This window comes from Stakelama sediminis (genome assembly GCF_014199335.1).
In the GTDB taxonomy this organism is placed as follows: domain Bacteria; phylum Pseudomonadota; class Alphaproteobacteria; order Sphingomonadales; family Sphingomonadaceae; genus Sphingomonas; species Sphingomonas sediminis.
This window is the reverse complement of the sequence record NZ_JACIJI010000001.1, coordinates 1,196,790-1,213,357: the sequence shown is the minus strand read 5'-3', so window position 1 is coordinate 1,213,357 and position 16,568 is coordinate 1,196,790. Positions and strand designations below refer to the sequence as shown.

Sequence of the window (16,568 nt, the reverse complement as noted above, 5' to 3'; positions counted from 1 at the left end):
TCGGGCCCTCACTGACATTTCGCCTCTTTACGGCCCTGTTCGACCTTGTCCTTCAGCGACGCCGAAATCTTGTCGCCATAGACGTCGAGCAACTGGTTATAGGCCTTGCAGGCGTCATCGGGTTTTTTGAGCTGCATCAGCGACTGGCCGAGGAAATACAGGCTGTCGGGCGCACGCTCGCCATTGGGACGCTGCTTGTAATTGTCGTAAAAGGCGATCGAGGCGAGGCTTGGCTTTCCGTCGTCGAGATAGGACCGGCCGAGCAGATTCTGGGCAAAGCTTGCGCGGCGGCTGTCAGGATAGTCCTTCACCACCGATTTAAGCTGCTTTTCCGCCTGAGGATAGAGTTTCGCGGCCCATAGCCGATATCCGTAAATATAGGCGTCTTCGGGCGCATCGCCGGTATCGGGCTTTTCGACGCCCGCGACTTTTTGCGCCTGCGCATCGGGTTTCGCACTGGTTTTGCCCGTGTCGGACCTGACATCCGACGGAGGCGTGAGCACGCCGTTGCCGTGCGCGACCGGCGCCGCACTGTCGTCGCTATCGTTCCCGGTTGCGGCACCGGCGCTGCCGGTCGCGGGCGCGCTACCCGCTTCCAGCGCCTTCAGCCGCGCATCGGTCGCCTGTTTATAGGCGTCGAAAGCGCTTTGAAGCTGCTGCACCTGATACTGGCTCTTTTCGACCTGATTGGTCAGCGAGGTGATCTGGTTTTCCAGCGTGGTCACCCGCGCATCCAGCGTCACCACCGGATTGGCGACCGGGCTGCCCGGGCTTGGCGTATTCGTCTGCGGTGCGGTGATCTGGGGCTGCAGATAACGACCGGCACCATCGGGAAACACCTTGCGCTGAACCGCCTGCAGTTCCTTTTCGATCCGGTTGACCCGGGCTTCCAGCGGGGTCTGCGCCTCGGCAACCGTGGCCGATCCCAGAATGGCGGCGAGGACTATCGCCGGAACGATCACGCGCATGGTAAAATTCTCCGTTCACATCGCGAAGAAAACATAGGGGGTAATCCCGTCAAAGCGCCAGCCTTCCCTGGTTCAGCCCGCGTTATCGGCAGGGCTGGTGGTGCGCGCCCGCAACGCATCGGCGCTGACCGGCACGTCCTTGATGGCCCGTTCGGGTGGCCCCAGCGGCGCGACTGCGGCACCGTTGATCGTAACCTTCAACATGCCTGGCCGACCGACATTGATCATCGGATTGTCGGCATCCTGCGGCACGTCATAGGTCTCGCCCGCGCTCATCGTCTTCATCATCAGCGTCTTGTCCTGGGCGTCATAGATCCGCACCCAGACCTGACCGGTCGCGGTCAGCACCACCTGACCCCCGCTTTGCGGGACCGCGGCACTGGGGCTTGGCGTCGGGGTCGGCGTGGGAGAGGCCTCGGCGACCGGCGTATCGGCCTGACCGCTGTTGCGGAACCAGTCGGTGCCGTACCAGAGCGCGATGCCCAGCAGCACCAGCACCGCCACCGCAACGCCGGTGAACACCACGCCGCGGCCGGGGCCGCGCGGCGGTTCGGGCACTTCATAGGCAATCGACGGGGCAGGGCGTTCATAGCCTGCATCCAGTTCATTGCGCAGATCATGTGCTATCGCCACTTCGTCCATTCCGACAGCGCGCGCATAGGCTTTGGCAAAGCCGAGGGCATAGGTCGGGGCGGGCAGGCTGGAATAGTCGTCGTTTTCGATCGCTTGCAGATGGCGCAGCGGAATGCGTGTACGTTCGGCAATGTCGTCCAGGGCCAGCCCCTCGCGCTCACGGCCCGCGCGCAGACGCTCACCGATAGTATGCGCGGAGTTTCCGGCTTCCTGATCGGCGTCGTTTTCGTTCATCATGCTCTCCGGCGGGGGTGCGACTGGTTTGATGCCCTGCAACACGGTCTCTAACAGGGGCGGTGCGCTGTCAACGGCAAGTGAACGAAATCGACGGAATTTACGCCAGTTCGACCCCGTGTGCTTCGGCCCAGCGGGTCAGCAGCGGGCGCAGGCTGCGCGGCGGGGTCGCCAGCCAGCCGTTCATCTCCGCCATCAGCGCGTCGCGATCGAGCGAGCGCACCATGGCCTTGATCGATCCGACCGCAGCCGGGGTGATCGACAGCCGCTCGATACCAAGGCCCAGCAGCGCCATCGCCTCCAGCGGGCGCCCGCCCATTTCGCCGCACACCGCGACGGGTACGCCCGCGGCGCCTGCCTGCGTCTGGACGCGGCGAATGAAGCGCAGGATGGCCGGGCTGAGCCAGTCATAGCGCAGCGCCAGCTTGGGGTGCGCGCGGTCGGCGGCGAACAGAAACTGGGTCAGGTCGTTGGTGCCGATCGACAGAAAATCGAGCTTCGGCAGGATCATGTCGAGCGTTTCGGCAAGGGCGGGCACTTCCAGCATCACCCCGAACCGCACCTCGGTCGGCAATTTGCGGCCGCGATCGCTCAGCCAGTTGCGCTGCACCTCGAACAATTCCAGCGCTTCGTCGAACTCCCATGGTTCGGACACCATCGGGAACATGACGTTGAGCACGCGCCCCGCACCCGCTTCCAGCAGCGCGCGCGCCTGCGCCTTCATCAGTGCTTCCCGGTCCAGCGCCAGCCGCAGCGCGCGCCAGCCCATTGCCGGGTTTTCCTCCTCGGAATTTTCGTCATGGTCGAGATAGGGCAGCGCCTTGTCGCCGCCGATATCGACGGTTCGGAACACCACCGGCTTGTCGCCTGCCGCGTCGAGGACATCGCGATACAGGCGTTGCTGGCGTTCGCGCTGGGGCAGGGTGGCGGAAACGAGGAACTGAAATTCGGTGCGGAACAGGCCGATGCCGTCCGCGCCCGTCAACTCGATTGCGGCCACATCGTCGCGCAGCCCGGCATTGACCATCACCGTCATGCGATGGCCGTCCTTTGTAACCGGTTCTGCGCCGCGCAACCGGGCAAAGGCGGCACGACGGCGCTGGGTGACCAGCAGCTTCGCATCGAACGCCTCTTCCATTGCCGTGCTGGGACGGATGGTCAGGGACTCTTCTTCGCTGTCGAGGAGCAGCCGGTCGCCCTCCGCCACCAGTTGCTTGATGTCGCGCACGCGGCCCAGCATCGGCACGCCCATCGCGCGGGCGACGATGGTGACATGCGCGGTCAGCGATCCTTCCTCCAGAATCACGCCCTTCAGCCGCCGGCGATCATATTCCAGCAGTTCGGCCGGACCCAGATTGCGCGCGATCAGGATCGAATCCTGCCGCAGCCCCATCTGCGCCGCCGTGCTGAGCTGGCCGGAAACGATACGGATCAGCCGGTTGGACAGATCCTCCAGATCGTGCATCCGGTCGCGCAGCAACGGATCGTCGATCTCGCGCATCCGCATCCGGGTGCGCTGCTGCACGCGCTCGATTGCGGCTTCGGCGGTCAGGCCGCTGTCGATCGCTTCGTTGATGCGCCGTGCCCAGCCTTCGTCATAGGCGAACATCTTGTAGGTTTCGAGAACCTCCTCATGTTCGCCGCCGACGCCGAATTCGGCCTGGCTCGACATACGGTCGATCTGGTCGCGCATCTTGTCGAACGCGGCATAGACGCGGTGCCGCTCGGCCTCGGTATCCTCCGCCACCGTATGTTCGATATGAATGCGCGGCTGGTGGAATACGGCGGCGCCCGCCGCCATGCCGTCGACCAGCTTGAACCCCGTCACCCGCGCTTCCGCGGTCGATTGCGGGCGTGCGACCGGATCGCTGGTCGGGTCGATCAGTCCGGCATTGGCGATCAGCTCGCTCATCACCATCGCCACCGTCTGCAACGCCTCGATCTCGACATCGGCATAACGGCGCGGTTCGCTGTGCTGCACGGCCAGCACGCCGACCGCACGTTCACGCCGGATGATCGGCACACCGGCAAAGCTGTGAAAGCGGTCCTCCCCGGTTTCGGGGCGATAGGCGAAATCGGGATGGGCGGCGGCTTCGGCCAGGTTCAGCGTCTCGACATTGGCGGCGATGGTGCCGACCAGACCTTCGCCCATGGCGAGCCGGGTGACGTGCACCGCCTCCTGATCCAGCCCGCGCGTCGCGAACAGTTCCAGCAGCCCTTCGCGCAGCAGATAGATGGAGCAGACCTCGCTATCCATCGCCTCGCCGATGACATTGACCACCGAATTGAGCTTCGACTGCGCGGGCGCGCGAGAGGCCATCACGTCGTGCAGACGCGTCAGGATTTCACGGGCAGAGGCGGCGGCCGAAACGGGCATATCCTATCGCTACCAGATTGCGGATCGTTTCGCCAATGTGGATAGGCCAAAATGGTTGAAAAAGCTTATCCTTCGGCAGGTGCGCCTGCGACGACCGCGGCCAGACAGGCAATGCCCACCAGCGCCATGAACCCCTGCCAGGCCAGCCCGCCCTTGCCGCGCATCCGGGCGGAAGCGATTCCGATCACGCATTGAAAGGCATAAAACAGCGCGAAGGCCCGGCTGGCGAGCGCGATCACCTGAAACGCGTCGGTCAGCCAGGTGACGAGCAGCGCCAGTCCGCCTGCCAGCGCATAGCCGCTCGCCATCGTAAACCGGCTGCGCGACAATTCGACGACCAGCCCGGTCGACCCGATCGAGTCCGCCACCGCCGCGCTCAACTGGCTGGCCGCCGCCGTCACCAGCACGAACGCGCCCAGAAACGGTGCCACCGACTGCATCACGTCCAGCACGCCTGCCACGCCCTGCGTATCGGCAGCCTGTCCCAGCCGCGGCGTCAGCAGTATCAGAAACAGGATATAGATGACGGACGATATCCATTGCGCGTGGCGCATCGTGCGGATGCGCGTTTCGCGATCATAGCCGGCACCCATATAGCGGGAGGTTTCGAACCCCTGCACGGTAATCAGCAGGCCAAGCAGCAGGAAGATGCTGCTCCAGTGCAGCCGTATCGGGGGCAGCGCATGGCCGCCCGCCTTGCCGCCGATCCAGTCGAGTGCCAGCGCGGCCAGCATCCCGGCGATCAGCCCGAGCTTCAGCGACACGCTGGCATCCGCCACCCGCTCAACCCGGCGCAGCCCGCCGGTAAAGCCGAGGATGGTCAGGATCACGACGATGACCGTGACGATGATATTGGCGTAAAAGCCCGATTCCGTATGCACTGCGCGTAAAGCAAACAACGCCAGCAGCTTGAGGTAATAGGCGACCGACACCGCATAGGCGGCGGCCAGCACGCCCTGTCCGGTTCGCGCGGTCCAGGCGATCGGGTGATGGGTGCCGACCTCCGCCAGCACGGGTTCGGCCTCGGCAATGTTGAAGCGGATGACCGCGCCGACCGCATAGGACAGCAGCAGCAGGACGGCCATTGCCGGTGCCGCCAGCGCGCCGAACTCGCGCGCCAGCAACGGCCCGCAGATCAGGAAACCGCTGCCGATGATCGATGCAAGCGGCGTTACCGTCGCCAGCCATTGTTCACTGCGCCCGAACCGGGTGAAGGCCAGCGCCGCCGTGACGGCCAGCGCCAGCACCACGGCAGCGGCAAGGATGATGGTGTCGCTCATGCGGTCCTTTGCGGCAGGTGAAATCGGTCGCCGGAAAGGACGACGCGATGCTCAACGTCCGTCGGGCGACAATGCTCCGCCGGGTCGGATAGACCGCTTCCTCCCGTTTACATCGCGCGTTTTTCCAGTGCCGCCGCCGCTTCGTCCATCAGCGATGCGATGATGTCGGCGACCGGCTCTTCCTTCTTCACCATGCCGACCGATTGCCCGGCCATGATCGAGCCATGTTCGATATCGCCGTCGATCACCGCACGGCGCAGCGCACCCGCCCAGTAATGTTCGATCTGCAACTGTGCCTCGGCCATTGCTATCTTGCCTTCGTCCAGCGCCTGCGCGACTTCCCGCTGCTTGGCGGTGAACAGTTCGGTCCCGGCATTTTTAAGCGCGCGCACCGGGATGACCGGCAGGCGCGGATCGACCTGCACGCTGGTAACGGCTTCGCGGGCGGAGGCGCGGATGAAGGCCTTTTTGAAATGGGCGTGCGCGATGCTTTCGGTCGCGCAGACGAAGCGCGTGCCGAGCTGTACGCCCGCCGCACCCATGTCGAGATAGCCCGCAATCGCCTCTCCCCGGCCGATGCCGCCCGCGACGAACACCGGGATGTCGGCGGCGACTTCGGGCAGGATTTCCTGCGCCAGCACGCTGGTCGATACCGGGCCGACATGGCCGCCCGCCTCCATCCCTTCGACCACCAGCGCATCGACGCCGGAGCGCATCAGCTTTTTCGCCAGCGCCATTGCCGGGGCAAAGCAGATCAGCTTCGCGCCGCTTGCCTTGATCGCGTCGATGCTGCCCGCCGGGGGAAGCCCGCCCGCCAGCACGACATGGCCGACTGCATGTTTGCGGCACACGTCGATCAGCGCCGTCAGGTCGGGGTGCATGGTGATCAGGTTGACGCCGAACGGCTTGTCGGTCAGCGCCTTCGTGCCGGCAATCTCCGCATCGAGCAGGTCCGGCGTCATCGCGCCGCAGGCGATCACGCCGAACCCCCCGGCATTGGAAATCGCGGCAACCAGATTACGTTCGGAGACCCAGGACATGGCGCCGCCCAGAATGGCGACGTCGGTGCCGAGAAATTCACAGCCCCGCGCCATACGGCGGGAAAGGCGCGCGGCGCCGGTGGATGCTTGTTCGTTCATGACGCCAGCCCTAGCCTCGCCCGATGCATCAGGGCAAGCGCGATGCGAAAGGAGATACCATGCGTCAGACCAGTGCCATCCTGACCGTTGCCACACCGGGGCAGGGGCTGCACGAATGCACCGATCAGGTGGCGGCTTTTGTGGCGGATAGCGGCATGGCCGAAGGGCTGCTGACGCTGTTCGTCCGCCATACATCGGCCTCGCTGCTGATTCAGGAAAATGCCGCGCCCGCCGCGCGCCGCGATCTGGAGCGCTATTTCGCGCGCATCGCCCCGGAAAGCGCCCAGTATGAACATGACGATGAAGGGCCGGACGACATGCCCGCCCATCTGCGCTCGGCACTGACCGCGACCAGCCTGTCGATCCCGGTGATGGGCGGCCGCATGGCGCTGGGCACCTGGCAGGGGATTTACCTGTTCGAACATCGCCATCACGGCCATCGGCGCCGGATTGCCGCGCATCTGATCGGCGAATAGGCGGATGCTGTGCGTCAGCGACAATCATGATTTCCAATAGCGCAAGTAATCCGGGCTTTCCTTCCGCGCGATACTACGCCACTGGCGGGCAATGCGGCGATTCCTGAATGAAAATGCGCGGTTCGTCCGTGACAATGGCCGCTGGATCGGCGGCGGCTTTCTGCTCACCATGTTTTCGTCGTTCGGTCAGACCTTTTTCGTCGGGCTGTCGGGAAACGACCTGCGCACCCAATTCGATCTGTCGGGCGGGGAGTTCGGCGGCCTTTATATGCTCGCCACGCTGGGAAGCGCGCTGACGCTGCCATGGCTGGGGCGCACGCTGGATTTCATGCCGGGGTGGAAGGTGGCACGCTTCGCGCTGCCCGCGCTTGCGCTCGCCTGCCTGCTGGTCGGCACCGCGCCGCATGTCGTGGTGCTGTGTTTCGCGCTCTATCTGCTGCGCCTGTTCGGGCAGGGGATGATGACGGAGATCGCCTATACCGAGATCGGGCGCTGGTTCGCCGCCAACCGCGGGCGCGCGATGGCGCTGGTCGCGCCGGGAATGCAGGCAGGCTATGCGCTGCTGCCGCCGATTTTCGTACTCGTGCATGGCTGGCTGGGCTGGCGCGGCGCGTGGATCGCGTCGGCCGGGCTGGTGCTGCTGATCGGGTTTCCGGCGATTACCGGGCTGCTCAGCGTCGAGCGCGTGCCCCATTCGGCTGAGGCGGGGTATCGCGATCCGCGCACCGCGCGCGACTGGACACGGGCGCAGGTGGTCCGCGATCCGATGCTCTATCTGCTGCTGATCGGCATCCTGGCGCCGCCGTTCATCGGCACGGTGATCTTTTTCCATCAGGGCTATCTGATCGCACTGCGTGGCTATGACCCGCTGGTGTTCGCCGGGGCCTTTCCGGTGATGGCGGTGACCAATGTGGTGTTCGGGCTGGTCTGCGGTCATCTGGTCGACCGCTATGGAGCGCTGCGTCTGTTGCCCTTCTTCCTGATCCCGCTGGCCGTCGCCTCGCTGGCGGTCGGGCTGATTACCCCGGTCTGGGGCGTCTATCTGTTCATGTTCCTGCTCGGCATCAGCAACGGCTTTACCCAGACGCTGCTCGGCGCGCTGTGGCCGGAAGTCTATGGCACCGCCAATCTGGGTGGCATCCGTGCGATCATCGTATCGGTGACGGTGCTGTCGACCGCGATCGGCCCCGGCATTACCGGCGCGCTGATCGATCAGGGCGTCGCACTGCCGACACAGATGCTGGGCTTTGCCGTATGGTGCGTGCTGGCGTCCTTCGCGCTCGCCTTTGCCGCGAACCGCGTGCGCCGTCGCAATGCTGCCGCGGCATAGGCCCTATCGCCGTCCGATCCGGCCCACCATGGTCACGAAGAAGGCGGTGGACCAGCCGAGCAGCAACACACCGTTGATCCCCTCGATCGCCGCCACCAGCCGCCAGGCAATGGCCAGCCCCTGATCGTCATAGCCGATCGTCGCATAGGTGATGGTCGAGAAATAGACGGCATGTTCCAGATCGCCGAGCGCGCCGCCGAACAGATATAGTGCGGCATAGAGCCATATCTCGACGCCGTGCAGCGTGAACAGGCCGAGCACCAGCGCCAGCGTGACGATGAAGCCGCGCGCCGATACATGCATCGCACCCTGGGCGATTTCCTGATGTTCTTCGCGCACTTCCCGGCGCATCAGCCGGGTCAGCACCAGCAACCCCGCACCGTGGATCGCCACGGTCAGCAGCACCATGAGGGTGGCGATGGTCAGTTGCGCGAACATCGCGTGCGATCATTCGCGGACGCAACGATCCGGTCAAGTAGCTTAGAGCACACAGTGCTCCTTAGTCGGCGGGGACAAATTCCGACCCAAATGGAGGGCCGCTGTTAGAAAGCACCGCGAGCATGGCGAACGACAGGAAAGTCGGGGGTTAGTGGACGCTTTATGCGTGCGCTGATCGCCACCATGTTCTGGCGGTTACTCCGCCTGCGAGCACCCCGAGGATGCACATCCAAAATCCGGCAGTTGCATCGATTGCCAGCAACCCAATCAGCGTTACGAGAAACCCAACTGTGGCTCCGATCGATTGGTAGGTGATTGCGCTTTCGGCGCTAAGTAACTTCAAAATCGCGGCAGCAGGCAAGCCGACAAATACGCTAGAAAGGAACACCAATCCGAAAGCCATCAGTAGTGGCAATGTGGCGAGGTATATTGAGCCGAAGATGTCGAGATGTCCGGTTAGCGGCCAGATGAGGTTAACTGCCGCGAGTGGCACAGTGACGATCATGGGTAATGCCGCACCTGCTATCGTCCCTGCCAAAACCGATTTCGCAAATCTCCACATGGGCAGATCTTCGCTGACCTATACCGTTTGCGCAAGGTCAGCCTTGTCGGCGGCTCCGGAAAGTCCGTTTCTGAGGAAAGTTGGCGGATGGCTGACGCTCCCGCCAGGGCGGAATTTATCCACACCGCCTAGGCGATATCGTCGCACGCGCTTCCATGCCCGCATCCGGCAATGGCACTGGAAATGTAGGATTTCCGGTGCTTTATACTGGCGAATGCAACAGGCACGCCTTTCCCCGACCGATCCTTTTCGAACGGCACAGGAAGGAAAGCGAGGGGGGACGTACCCTCAACTTCCTGAACTTTGGAACCGGCGGCATGTCCGGCTCGCAACCGAATCAGGCCGCGTCGTCTTCCGCGTCGAGGCCATAGGCGGTGTGGAGCACGCGCACCGCCAGTTCGCTATAATCCTCTTCGATCAGCACGCTGACCTTGATCTCGCTGGTGGTGATGGCAAGGATATTGATGCCGCGCGCGCCCAGCGTCGTGAACATCTGCGCTGCGACACCGGCATGACTGCGCATGCCGACACCGACGACCGAGATTTTGGCGACACGCGGATCGTGGATCAGCCTGGAATAGCCGATATCGCCGCGCGCTTTGTCGAGCACGTCGAGTGCGCGGGGCAGTTCGGCACGCGGTACCGTGAAGGTGACGTCGGTCGATCCGGTGGTGTGCGCGATATTCTGCACGATCATGTCGACATTGATGTTCGCTTCGGCGAGCGGGCCAAAGATTGCCGCCACCGCGCCGGGACGGTCGGGCACTTCGGCCAGCGTGACCTTCGCCTCGCTCTTGTCATAGGCGACGCCGGTGATGAGCTGTCGTTCCATATCGTCAATCTCCTCCTCGCCGACGATCAGCGTGCCGGGTTCGGGATCGTCGCCGGCTTCGACGAAGGAGGAGAGCACCTGCACGCGCACCCCTTCCTTCATTGCCAGCCCGACCGAACGCGTTTGCAGCACTTTCGCGCCGACGCTCGCCAGTTCGAGCATTTCTTCATAAGTGACGCGCTTCAGCTTGCGGGCACGCGGCACGATGCGCGGGTCGGTGGTATAGACGCCGTCGACATCGGTATAGATGTCGCAGCGGTCGGCCTTCATCGCGGCCGCCATCGCCACCGCGCTGGTATCCGATCCGCCGCGGCCCAGTGTCGCCACCCGCTCGCCCAGCGCCATGCCCTGAAAGCCGGGGATGACGGCGACCTGCCGGTCGGCCAGGCTGGCGTTGAGCGCGGTCGTGTCGATTGCCTCGATCCGGGCCGAACCATGTCCGTCCGACGTGCGGATCGGCAATTGCCAGCCGAGCCAGCTGCGCGCGGGCACGCCGATCGCCTGCAGCGTGATGGCGAGCAGGCCGGAGGTGATCTGCTCGCCCGACGACACCACCACGTCATATTCGCGCGGATCGTAGAGCGCGGACGCTTCCCGGCAGAAATTGACCAGCCGATCGGTCTCGCCCGCCATCGCGGAAACCACCACGGCGACCTCGTTACCCGCTTCCCATTCGTGTTTGACGCGTTCCGCCACAATACGGATGCGTTCGATCCCGGCCATGGAGGTGCCGCCGAACTTCATCACGATACGTGCCATAGCGTCTCAGTCTTTCAATAGCGCTTGGGAGCAACGGGGCGTCCTGATAGGAAGGGGGCATGGCAATGGCAAGCACTACCGTACCGGCGGATCGTTCCGCATCGTCAACCATCGACCCGGCGGAAGCCGCGCATTTCGGCACCCTTGCCGCCGACTGGTGGAATCCGAAAGGGTCGTCGGCGATGCTGCATCGGCTCAATCCGCCGCGGCTGGCCTATCTGCGGCAACGGATCGACGCGCATTGGGACGGCGATCCCGACGGATTTACCCCGCTGGCCGGGAAGACCGCGCTCGATATGGGGTGCGGCGCCGGACTGCTCGCCGAACCGCTGGCGCGGCTGGGGGCAAGCGTGACCGGCGTCGATGCAGCGCCTGAAAATATCGGCGCGGCGCGCGCCCATGCCGAAGCGGGCGGGCTGGCCATCGAGTATCTGCACGGCGGTGTCGAGGCGGTGGCGGGTCGCACATTCGATCTCGTCACCTCGATGGAAGTGGTCGAGCATGTCGTCGATCCGGAAGCCTTTGTAACCGGTCTGGTCGATCTGCTGGCCGAGGACGGATTGCTGGTGCTCTCCACCCCCAATCGTACCGCGCTGTCGCGGCTGGCGATGATTACCATCGGCGAAGGCACCGGCGCGGTGCCGAAGGGCACGCATGACTGGAGCAAGTTCCTGACGCCGGACGAACTGACCGAACTGGTGGAAAAGGCGGGGCTGAAAGTGATCGATATACGCGGCCTGCATTTTTCGCCGGGGGCCGGTTTCGCGCTCTCCGACGATACCAGGCTGGATTATTTCCTGACCGCGTGCCGATAAAAGCGCGGGCGCCGATCACCCAAGAAGAAATTTTCCGATCGGATCGGGCGGCCATATTTCAGGATTGCTACCTATTATTAGGTATGAATAGGAAGAATTTCCGACAAAGTGTTTCGCGACGGGGCGGATTCGATACGAATTAACCCGTATATTGGGATATTCCCTGAACGGTCTTGTTTTAATTACTTAAAATGTACATTTTTCTGTTTTATACCCGCCATCGCAGATGTTGATGACTGAGTTGTTTTAGCATGGGGAGTCCCCGCTTCCCCAGACTCTCGCGGTGAATCCGACGAGGAAAATTCAGGCACGGCAATCTTTGCGCAGATGTTCGGCTCCGGACCGGTCGGAAGAACTGGTCGGACGATCTGGGAGAGGATGCGATGGCGTTGCAGGCGCAGCTTGCACAGAGCAGGGGCGATGAAAATGCGTCCCATATTACTGCGGCCGCATTGAACTGGCTTGCGTGCGAAGAAAACGCGCGGATGTTGGTATCGGGCGCGTTGAAGATAGTATGGGCCAACCCCTGTGCGCTCGACCTGCTTGACGGCAGAACGGGCGTGGAAGACCGCGAGGGGTTCCTGTTTTTCGAGCAGGCGTCGGTACAGCGCGCGTTGCTGACCTTTGCCAGGGGGACGGACAACCCGACGGCGACAATGGTTGCGCAACTGGATGGCGGGAATCTGGTGCTGCATGCCCGCCGGCTGACTGTGGGCGACGGGCAAGTCGTCGGGCTGACCATGATGCATGACAATGGGGGCTTTGTTCCCCGCTATGTCGCACTCGATATAGTGTTCGGGCTGACACCGGCGGAACATGATGTGTTGCAGTCTATCGTGGTCGGCAAGACGGTGGCGACCATCGCCGATGAAGGCGGCATCGCACCGGGCACCGTGCGCAGCCATATCCGCCAGATCTATGCGAAACTGGATGTGTCGTCGCGCGAACAGTTGCTGTTCCGGTTAAGCCCCTATCGCCTGCCCTGACCCTGCCGGTTTGATGCCGCCCCCGCGAGGGATGCTTGCGAAACATCGACCAGCCGGTACAGTCGCGCGCCACAGGGAAAGCGCCGAACGATAAAGGGGTTTCGCAACCATGCGCCATCGCGTCCGATCCACATTTCTTGCCGCCGCCACGCTCGCACTGGTGGGAGCCGCTCCCGTGCCGCAGGAGAGCGCAAAGCAGCTCGCCGCCCAGGTCACACCCGATATGGTGCAGACGGGCACCGACATTCCCGCCGACTGGCAGCAGCCGGAAGATAATTTCGATTATATCAAGAAGGATGTGATGATCCCGATGCGCGACGGGGTGAAGCTGCACACCGTCATCATGATTCCAAAGGGTGCGCACGACCTGCCGATGCTGCTGGAACGCACGCCCTATGACGCCAGCGGATTTGCGCCCAATGACAGCCCGCATATGAAGGATGCGGTGTGGTCTGGCGACCGCGACTGGGCGGACGGCAGCTATATTCTGGTCTGGCAGGATATTCGCGGCAAATACGGTTCCGAAGGCAAGTACGTCATGACCCGCCCGCCGCGCGGGCCGCTCAATCCGACCAGGACCGACGACACCACCGATGCCTGGGACACGATCGACTGGCTGGTGAAGAATGTCAGCCAGTCGAACGGCAAGGTGGGCATGATCGGTTCCTCCTATGACGGCTGGACGGTGGCGATGGCGCTGCTCGACCCGCATCCTGCGTTGAAGGTTGCCGCTCCAGAAAGCCCGATGGTCGATGGCTGGATGGGCGACGACTGGTTCCATTACGGCGCCTTCCGCATCGGCAATCTCGATTATTTCACCGGCCAGATGACGCAGCGCGGCAGCGGTCCGGCCGTGCCGCGCGAAGGCTATGACGATTACAGCAATTTCCTGCATGCGGGCGCCATCGGCACCTTTGCTGAAAAACATGGGTTCAAGCAGCTTCCCTGGTGGAACCGGTTGTCGGCGCACCCTGCCTATGACGCTTTCTGGCAGTTGCAGGCGGTGGACAGGATGGTTGCCGCCCACCCGTCGAACGTTCCGACCATCTGGTTGCAGGGGCTATGGGATCAGGAGGATATCTATGGCGCGGTGCATAGCTGGGAGGCGCTGAAGAAAGCAGGCCATGTCGCCAACAACCATCTGGTGATCGGCCCGTGGTGGCACAGCCAGATCAATCGGGCGGGCTGGAATCTGGGGCCGCTCAAATGGAATGGCGATACCGCCGCCGATTTCCGGCAGAATACGCTCATTCCCTTCTTCAATCACTATCTGCGCGACACACCGATGGCGCAGCCGATGCCGCAGGCGATGATCTATAACCCGGTGGAAAATCACTGGGATCGCTTCGCCGACTGGAAGGTGGCGAGCAATCAGGTGCTGACGCCGATCTATCTGCAGGCGGACAAGGGACTGGGCTTTGAAAAGGCAGCGACGGGATCGGACAGCTATGTTTCTGATCCCGCGCATCCGGTGCCCTATATGCAGCGCCCGATTCCGGCCAGTAACGAGGATCGCTGGCGGACATGGCTGGTGCAGGATCAGCGCTTCGTGTCCGACCGCAAGGATGTTCTGTCCTATCAGACTCCGGTGCTGACGAAGACCGTACGGCTGGAAGGCGCGCCGATCGCCGATATTTTCGCGAAAACGACCGGCACCGACGGCGATTTCGTGGTGAAGGTGATCGATGTCTATCCTTCAACCGACCCGGCCGATCCGAAAATGGGCGGCTATGAACTGCCGATCGCGATGGACATTTTCCGCGGCCGCTATCGCAAGAGCTTCTCAAAACCCTCAGCGATTCCGGCGAACACGGTACAGGAATATAAATTCCGCCTGCCGACGGTGAATTACGAATTCAAGCCGGGCCATCGGATCATGGTGCAGATTCAATCCACCCTGTTCCCGGTCTATGACCGCAACCCGCAGAAATACGTGAAGAATATCTTCTTCGCCCAGCCGTCCGATTATCAGAAGGCGACGATCAGCATCGAACATGGCGGCGCGAACGCCAGTTCGGTGCTGCTGCCCGTGGTCGCGCATTCGACGGCGGAGAAATAAAGATTCGTCCGGCGGGGGCGGCGCGCCGGACGTGCTGTTTCCGCCGAATTCAATCCTGTTCGACGCGCTTGCGCTTGCGGCCGTCGAGCGCGGACAGCACGCCGCGCAGGGTGCGGACTTCCTGCGCGCTCCATCCCGGTTTGGTGAGCAGCGTGCGCAGCGTCCGCCGGGTGGTCGGCGCGCGATCGGGCGGGAAGAAGAAACCGGCTGCTTCCAGCATCCCGTCGAGCTGACCCAGCATCCCGTCCAGCTCGCCCTGCGGCGCGGGCGGGTCGAGATCGGTTTCGGGCGGCGAAGCGAGCGCCTCTCCCTTCGACCATTCGTAGGCGATCAGGATTACTGCCTGAGCAAGGTTCAGGCTGCCGAATTCGGGATTGATCGGCACGGTGACGATCGAGCGGGCAACCGCCACGTCGTCGGTTTCCAGACCGGATCGCTCAGGCCCGAACAGCACCGCCGACTTGCCCGTCTGACCATGGATTTCGCGGCTGGCTTCTGCAGGGTGCAGCACCGGTTTCGTAACGCCGCGCTTGCGCACCGTGGTTGCATAAACGTGCGAACAATCGGCCACGGCGTCGGCCACGCTGGCATAGACTTTCGCCTGTTCGAGCACGATGTCGGCACCGCTCGCCGCAGGTCCCGCTGACGGGTTGGGCCAGCCGTCACGCGGCGCCACCAACCGCATTTCGGTCAGCCCGAAATTCAGCATCGCACGGGCCGCCTTGCCGATATTCTCCCCAAGCTGCGGACGGACCAGAATGATTGCGGGCCGTTCGCCGCGTGAGGGAGATGCCATCGATCAGATATCCATTTGTTTCAGGGCCGCGTTCCAGTTCCGGATGTTGCTGCGCGCTTCCTGCACAAAGGCGGAGCGTTTCGCCATGTTCAGGAAGAAGTCGGCAAACGCCTTGCCCGGATTGCGCAGCGGGCGTTCGAACTGGATCAGCAATACCACGCGTGTTCCCTCGGTGTCGTTCCACACCTCATGGTCATAGGTGTCGTCGAACACAAGCGTTTCGCCCTCCGCCCAGCGCAGGATGCGGTCATCGACGCGCATCCGGACATCGCCGTCGCGCGGCACGATCAGGCCGAGATGACAGGTAATCAGCCCCTTGGTCACGCCCCGATGTGCCGGGATATGCGTGCCCGGCGCAAGGATCGAAAAGAACGCGGTGTTCAGACCGGGAATCTGTTCGACCAGCTTCGCCGTTTGCGGGCACCGGGCGATATTCTCTTCAATCCCGTAGCCATAGCCCCACAGGAAGAAGGAGCGCCATTTATTGACTTCCGCAATCGCACGATGGTCGGGGGAGATGGTGGCGAGCGAGGGTGCGGCATTGCCGACCATCGCGACCCGCCGGGCTTCGTCGCGGATCGTTTGCCAATTGTCGCGCAACACGGTCGTCCATGCGAACTGGCGCATATCGAGCACCGGATCGTTGGGCACCAGTGAGGATCGGCTGATGATGCGGTCGAAGACACCGCGAAGATGCTTGCCGACACGGATGATGAGCGGGCGCTTTCCCGGAGCGGGCTCCGGTTCCCCGGTGCTTTCGCCGGGTGCCCCGGAAACCATCGACAGGCTTGGAAGCTGCACGGCATCCTGGGCGGCGATGGCGGGCTTTTCCGCCTGTTTATCCCTGATCGCTAAACGCACATTATACCTCCTGCCGTGCATCG

At 63.2% G+C, this 16,568-nt stretch carries 15 protein-coding genes; 5 read left to right on the top strand and 10 right to left on the bottom strand.

Translation table 11 applies throughout. The features are described 5' to 3' along the window. Nucleotides 1-8: 8 nt before the first annotated feature. From FHR23_RS06165 to FHR23_RS06145, 5 genes are all read right to left on the bottom strand, one after another. Entirely contained in the window at nucleotides 9-968 is a 960-nt protein-coding gene (locus FHR23_RS06165; RefSeq protein ID WP_184001978.1) for a tol-pal system YbgF family protein, read from the bottom strand. A gap of 72 nt (nucleotides 969-1,040) precedes the next feature. Further along, nucleotides 1,041-1,838, bottom strand: a complete 798-nt coding sequence (locus tag FHR23_RS06160) for a helix-turn-helix domain-containing protein (protein WP_184001977.1) — start codon at nucleotides 1,836-1,838, stop codon at nucleotides 1,041-1,043. A 97-nt stretch (nucleotides 1,839-1,935) separates the two neighbouring features. Next, nucleotides 1,936-4,212, bottom strand: coding sequence for a phosphoenolpyruvate--protein phosphotransferase (gene ptsP, locus FHR23_RS06155; protein WP_184001976.1), 2,277 nt, complete (start codon nucleotides 4,210-4,212; stop codon nucleotides 1,936-1,938). 65 nt (nucleotides 4,213-4,277) lie between these two features. After that, on the bottom strand, nucleotides 4,278-5,492 hold the full coding sequence (locus FHR23_RS06150) for a hypothetical protein (protein WP_184001975.1): 1,215 nt from the start codon (nucleotides 5,490-5,492) through the stop codon (nucleotides 4,278-4,280). Between the two features lie 107 nt (nucleotides 5,493-5,599). Further along, nucleotides 5,600-6,631, bottom strand: a complete 1,032-nt coding sequence (locus FHR23_RS06145; protein WP_184001974.1) for an NAD(P)H-dependent flavin oxidoreductase — start codon at nucleotides 6,629-6,631, stop codon at nucleotides 5,600-5,602. Between the two features lie 59 nt (nucleotides 6,632-6,690). Between FHR23_RS06145 and FHR23_RS06140 the strand changes: the two genes are divergently transcribed. Both FHR23_RS06140 and FHR23_RS06135 read left to right on the top strand, forming a co-directional pair. Beyond that, nucleotides 6,691-7,107, top strand: coding sequence for a secondary thiamine-phosphate synthase enzyme YjbQ (locus FHR23_RS06140; protein WP_184001973.1), 417 nt, complete (start codon nucleotides 6,691-6,693; stop codon nucleotides 7,105-7,107). Nucleotides 7,108-7,198: 91 nt separating this feature from the next. Then, entirely contained in the window at nucleotides 7,199-8,437 is a 1,239-nt protein-coding gene (locus tag FHR23_RS06135; protein ID WP_184001972.1) for an MFS transporter, read from the top strand. Between the two features lie 3 nt (nucleotides 8,438-8,440). Here FHR23_RS06135 and FHR23_RS06130 read toward each other — a convergent pair whose 3' ends face one another. From FHR23_RS06130 to FHR23_RS06120, 3 genes are all read right to left on the bottom strand, one after another. Beyond that, complete coding sequence (locus FHR23_RS06130) at nucleotides 8,441-8,875, bottom strand: ion channel (RefSeq protein WP_184001971.1); 435 nt, start codon at nucleotides 8,873-8,875, stop codon at nucleotides 8,441-8,443. A 160-nt stretch (nucleotides 8,876-9,035) separates the two neighbouring features. Continuing rightward, nucleotides 9,036-9,437, bottom strand: coding sequence for a hypothetical protein (locus tag FHR23_RS06125; RefSeq protein ID WP_184001970.1), 402 nt, complete (start codon nucleotides 9,435-9,437; stop codon nucleotides 9,036-9,038). Nucleotides 9,438-9,774: 337 nt separating this feature from the next. Next, nucleotides 9,775-11,028 carry an aspartate kinase gene (locus FHR23_RS06120; protein WP_184001969.1) on the bottom strand — a complete coding sequence of 418 codons (1,254 nt, stop codon included), beginning with the start codon at nucleotides 11,026-11,028 and terminating at the stop codon, nucleotides 9,775-9,777. Nucleotides 11,029-11,087: 59 nt separating this feature from the next. On the opposite strand from FHR23_RS06120, the gene ubiG reads away from it, so the two are divergent. From ubiG to FHR23_RS06105, 3 genes are all read left to right on the top strand, one after another. After that, on the top strand, nucleotides 11,088-11,843 hold the full coding sequence (ubiG, locus tag FHR23_RS06115; RefSeq protein ID WP_184001968.1) for a bifunctional 2-polyprenyl-6-hydroxyphenol methylase/3-demethylubiquinol 3-O-methyltransferase UbiG: 756 nt from the start codon (nucleotides 11,088-11,090) through the stop codon (nucleotides 11,841-11,843). 383 nt (nucleotides 11,844-12,226) lie between these two features. Then, nucleotides 12,227-12,829 (top strand): helix-turn-helix transcriptional regulator, encoded by a 603-nt coding sequence (locus tag FHR23_RS06110; RefSeq protein WP_184001967.1) that lies wholly within the window; start codon nucleotides 12,227-12,229, stop codon nucleotides 12,827-12,829. A 109-nt stretch (nucleotides 12,830-12,938) separates the two neighbouring features. Then, nucleotides 12,939-14,888 carry a CocE/NonD family hydrolase gene (locus FHR23_RS06105; protein ID WP_184001966.1) on the top strand — a complete coding sequence of 650 codons (1,950 nt, stop codon included), beginning with the start codon at nucleotides 12,939-12,941 and terminating at the stop codon, nucleotides 14,886-14,888. A 49-nt stretch (nucleotides 14,889-14,937) separates the two neighbouring features. Here the strand turns inward: FHR23_RS06105 and FHR23_RS06100 are convergent, their stop codons facing one another. Together FHR23_RS06100 and FHR23_RS06095 are read right to left on the bottom strand one after the other, a co-directional pair. Continuing rightward, nucleotides 14,938-15,684 carry an RNA methyltransferase gene (locus FHR23_RS06100; protein ID WP_184001965.1) on the bottom strand — a complete coding sequence of 249 codons (747 nt, stop codon included), beginning with the start codon at nucleotides 15,682-15,684 and terminating at the stop codon, nucleotides 14,938-14,940. Between the two features lie 3 nt (nucleotides 15,685-15,687). Beyond that, the gene (locus FHR23_RS06095; protein ID WP_343043022.1) at nucleotides 15,688-16,545 is read right to left on the bottom strand and encodes an aspartyl/asparaginyl beta-hydroxylase domain-containing protein; all 858 of its coding nucleotides are present in this window, start codon (nucleotides 16,543-16,545) and stop codon (nucleotides 15,688-15,690) included. Nucleotides 16,546-16,568: the final 23 nt, after the last annotated feature.

Bases quoted from the DNA above. Each gene is read 5' to 3' on its own strand.
- FHR23_RS06125 (WP_184001970.1), bottom strand. From the start codon at position 9,437: ATGTGGAGATTTGCGAAATCGGTTTTGGCAGGGACGATAGCAGGTGCG.
- FHR23_RS06140 (WP_184001973.1), top strand. From the start codon at position 6,691: ATGCGTCAGACCAGTGCCATCCTGACCGTTGCCACACCGGGGCAGGGG.
- FHR23_RS06105 (WP_184001966.1), top strand. From the start codon at position 12,939: ATGCGCCATCGCGTCCGATCCACATTTCTTGCCGCCGCCACGCTCGCA.
- ubiG (WP_184001968.1), top strand. From the start codon at position 11,088: ATGGCAATGGCAAGCACTACCGTACCGGCGGATCGTTCCGCATCGTCA.
- FHR23_RS06165 (WP_184001978.1), bottom strand. From the start codon at position 968: ATGCGCGTGATCGTTCCGGCGATAGTCCTCGCCGCCATTCTGGGATCG.
- FHR23_RS06110 (WP_184001967.1), top strand. From the start codon at position 12,227: ATGGCGTTGCAGGCGCAGCTTGCACAGAGCAGGGGCGATGAAAATGCG.
- FHR23_RS06130 (WP_184001971.1), bottom strand. From the start codon at position 8,875: ATGTTCGCGCAACTGACCATCGCCACCCTCATGGTGCTGCTGACCGTG.
- FHR23_RS06150 (WP_184001975.1), bottom strand. From the start codon at position 5,492: ATGAGCGACACCATCATCCTTGCCGCTGCCGTGGTGCTGGCGCTGGCC.
- FHR23_RS06120 (WP_184001969.1), bottom strand. From the start codon at position 11,028: ATGGCACGTATCGTGATGAAGTTCGGCGGCACCTCCATGGCCGGGATC.
- FHR23_RS06100 (WP_184001965.1), bottom strand. From the start codon at position 15,684: ATGGCATCTCCCTCACGCGGCGAACGGCCCGCAATCATTCTGGTCCGT.
- FHR23_RS06145 (WP_184001974.1), bottom strand. From the start codon at position 6,631: ATGAACGAACAAGCATCCACCGGCGCCGCGCGCCTTTCCCGCCGTATG.
- FHR23_RS06135 (WP_184001972.1), top strand. From the start codon at position 7,199: ATGCGGCGATTCCTGAATGAAAATGCGCGGTTCGTCCGTGACAATGGC.
- ptsP (WP_184001976.1), bottom strand. From the start codon at position 4,212: ATGCCCGTTTCGGCCGCCGCCTCTGCCCGTGAAATCCTGACGCGTCTG.
- FHR23_RS06160 (WP_184001977.1), bottom strand. From the start codon at position 1,838: ATGATGAACGAAAACGACGCCGATCAGGAAGCCGGAAACTCCGCGCAT.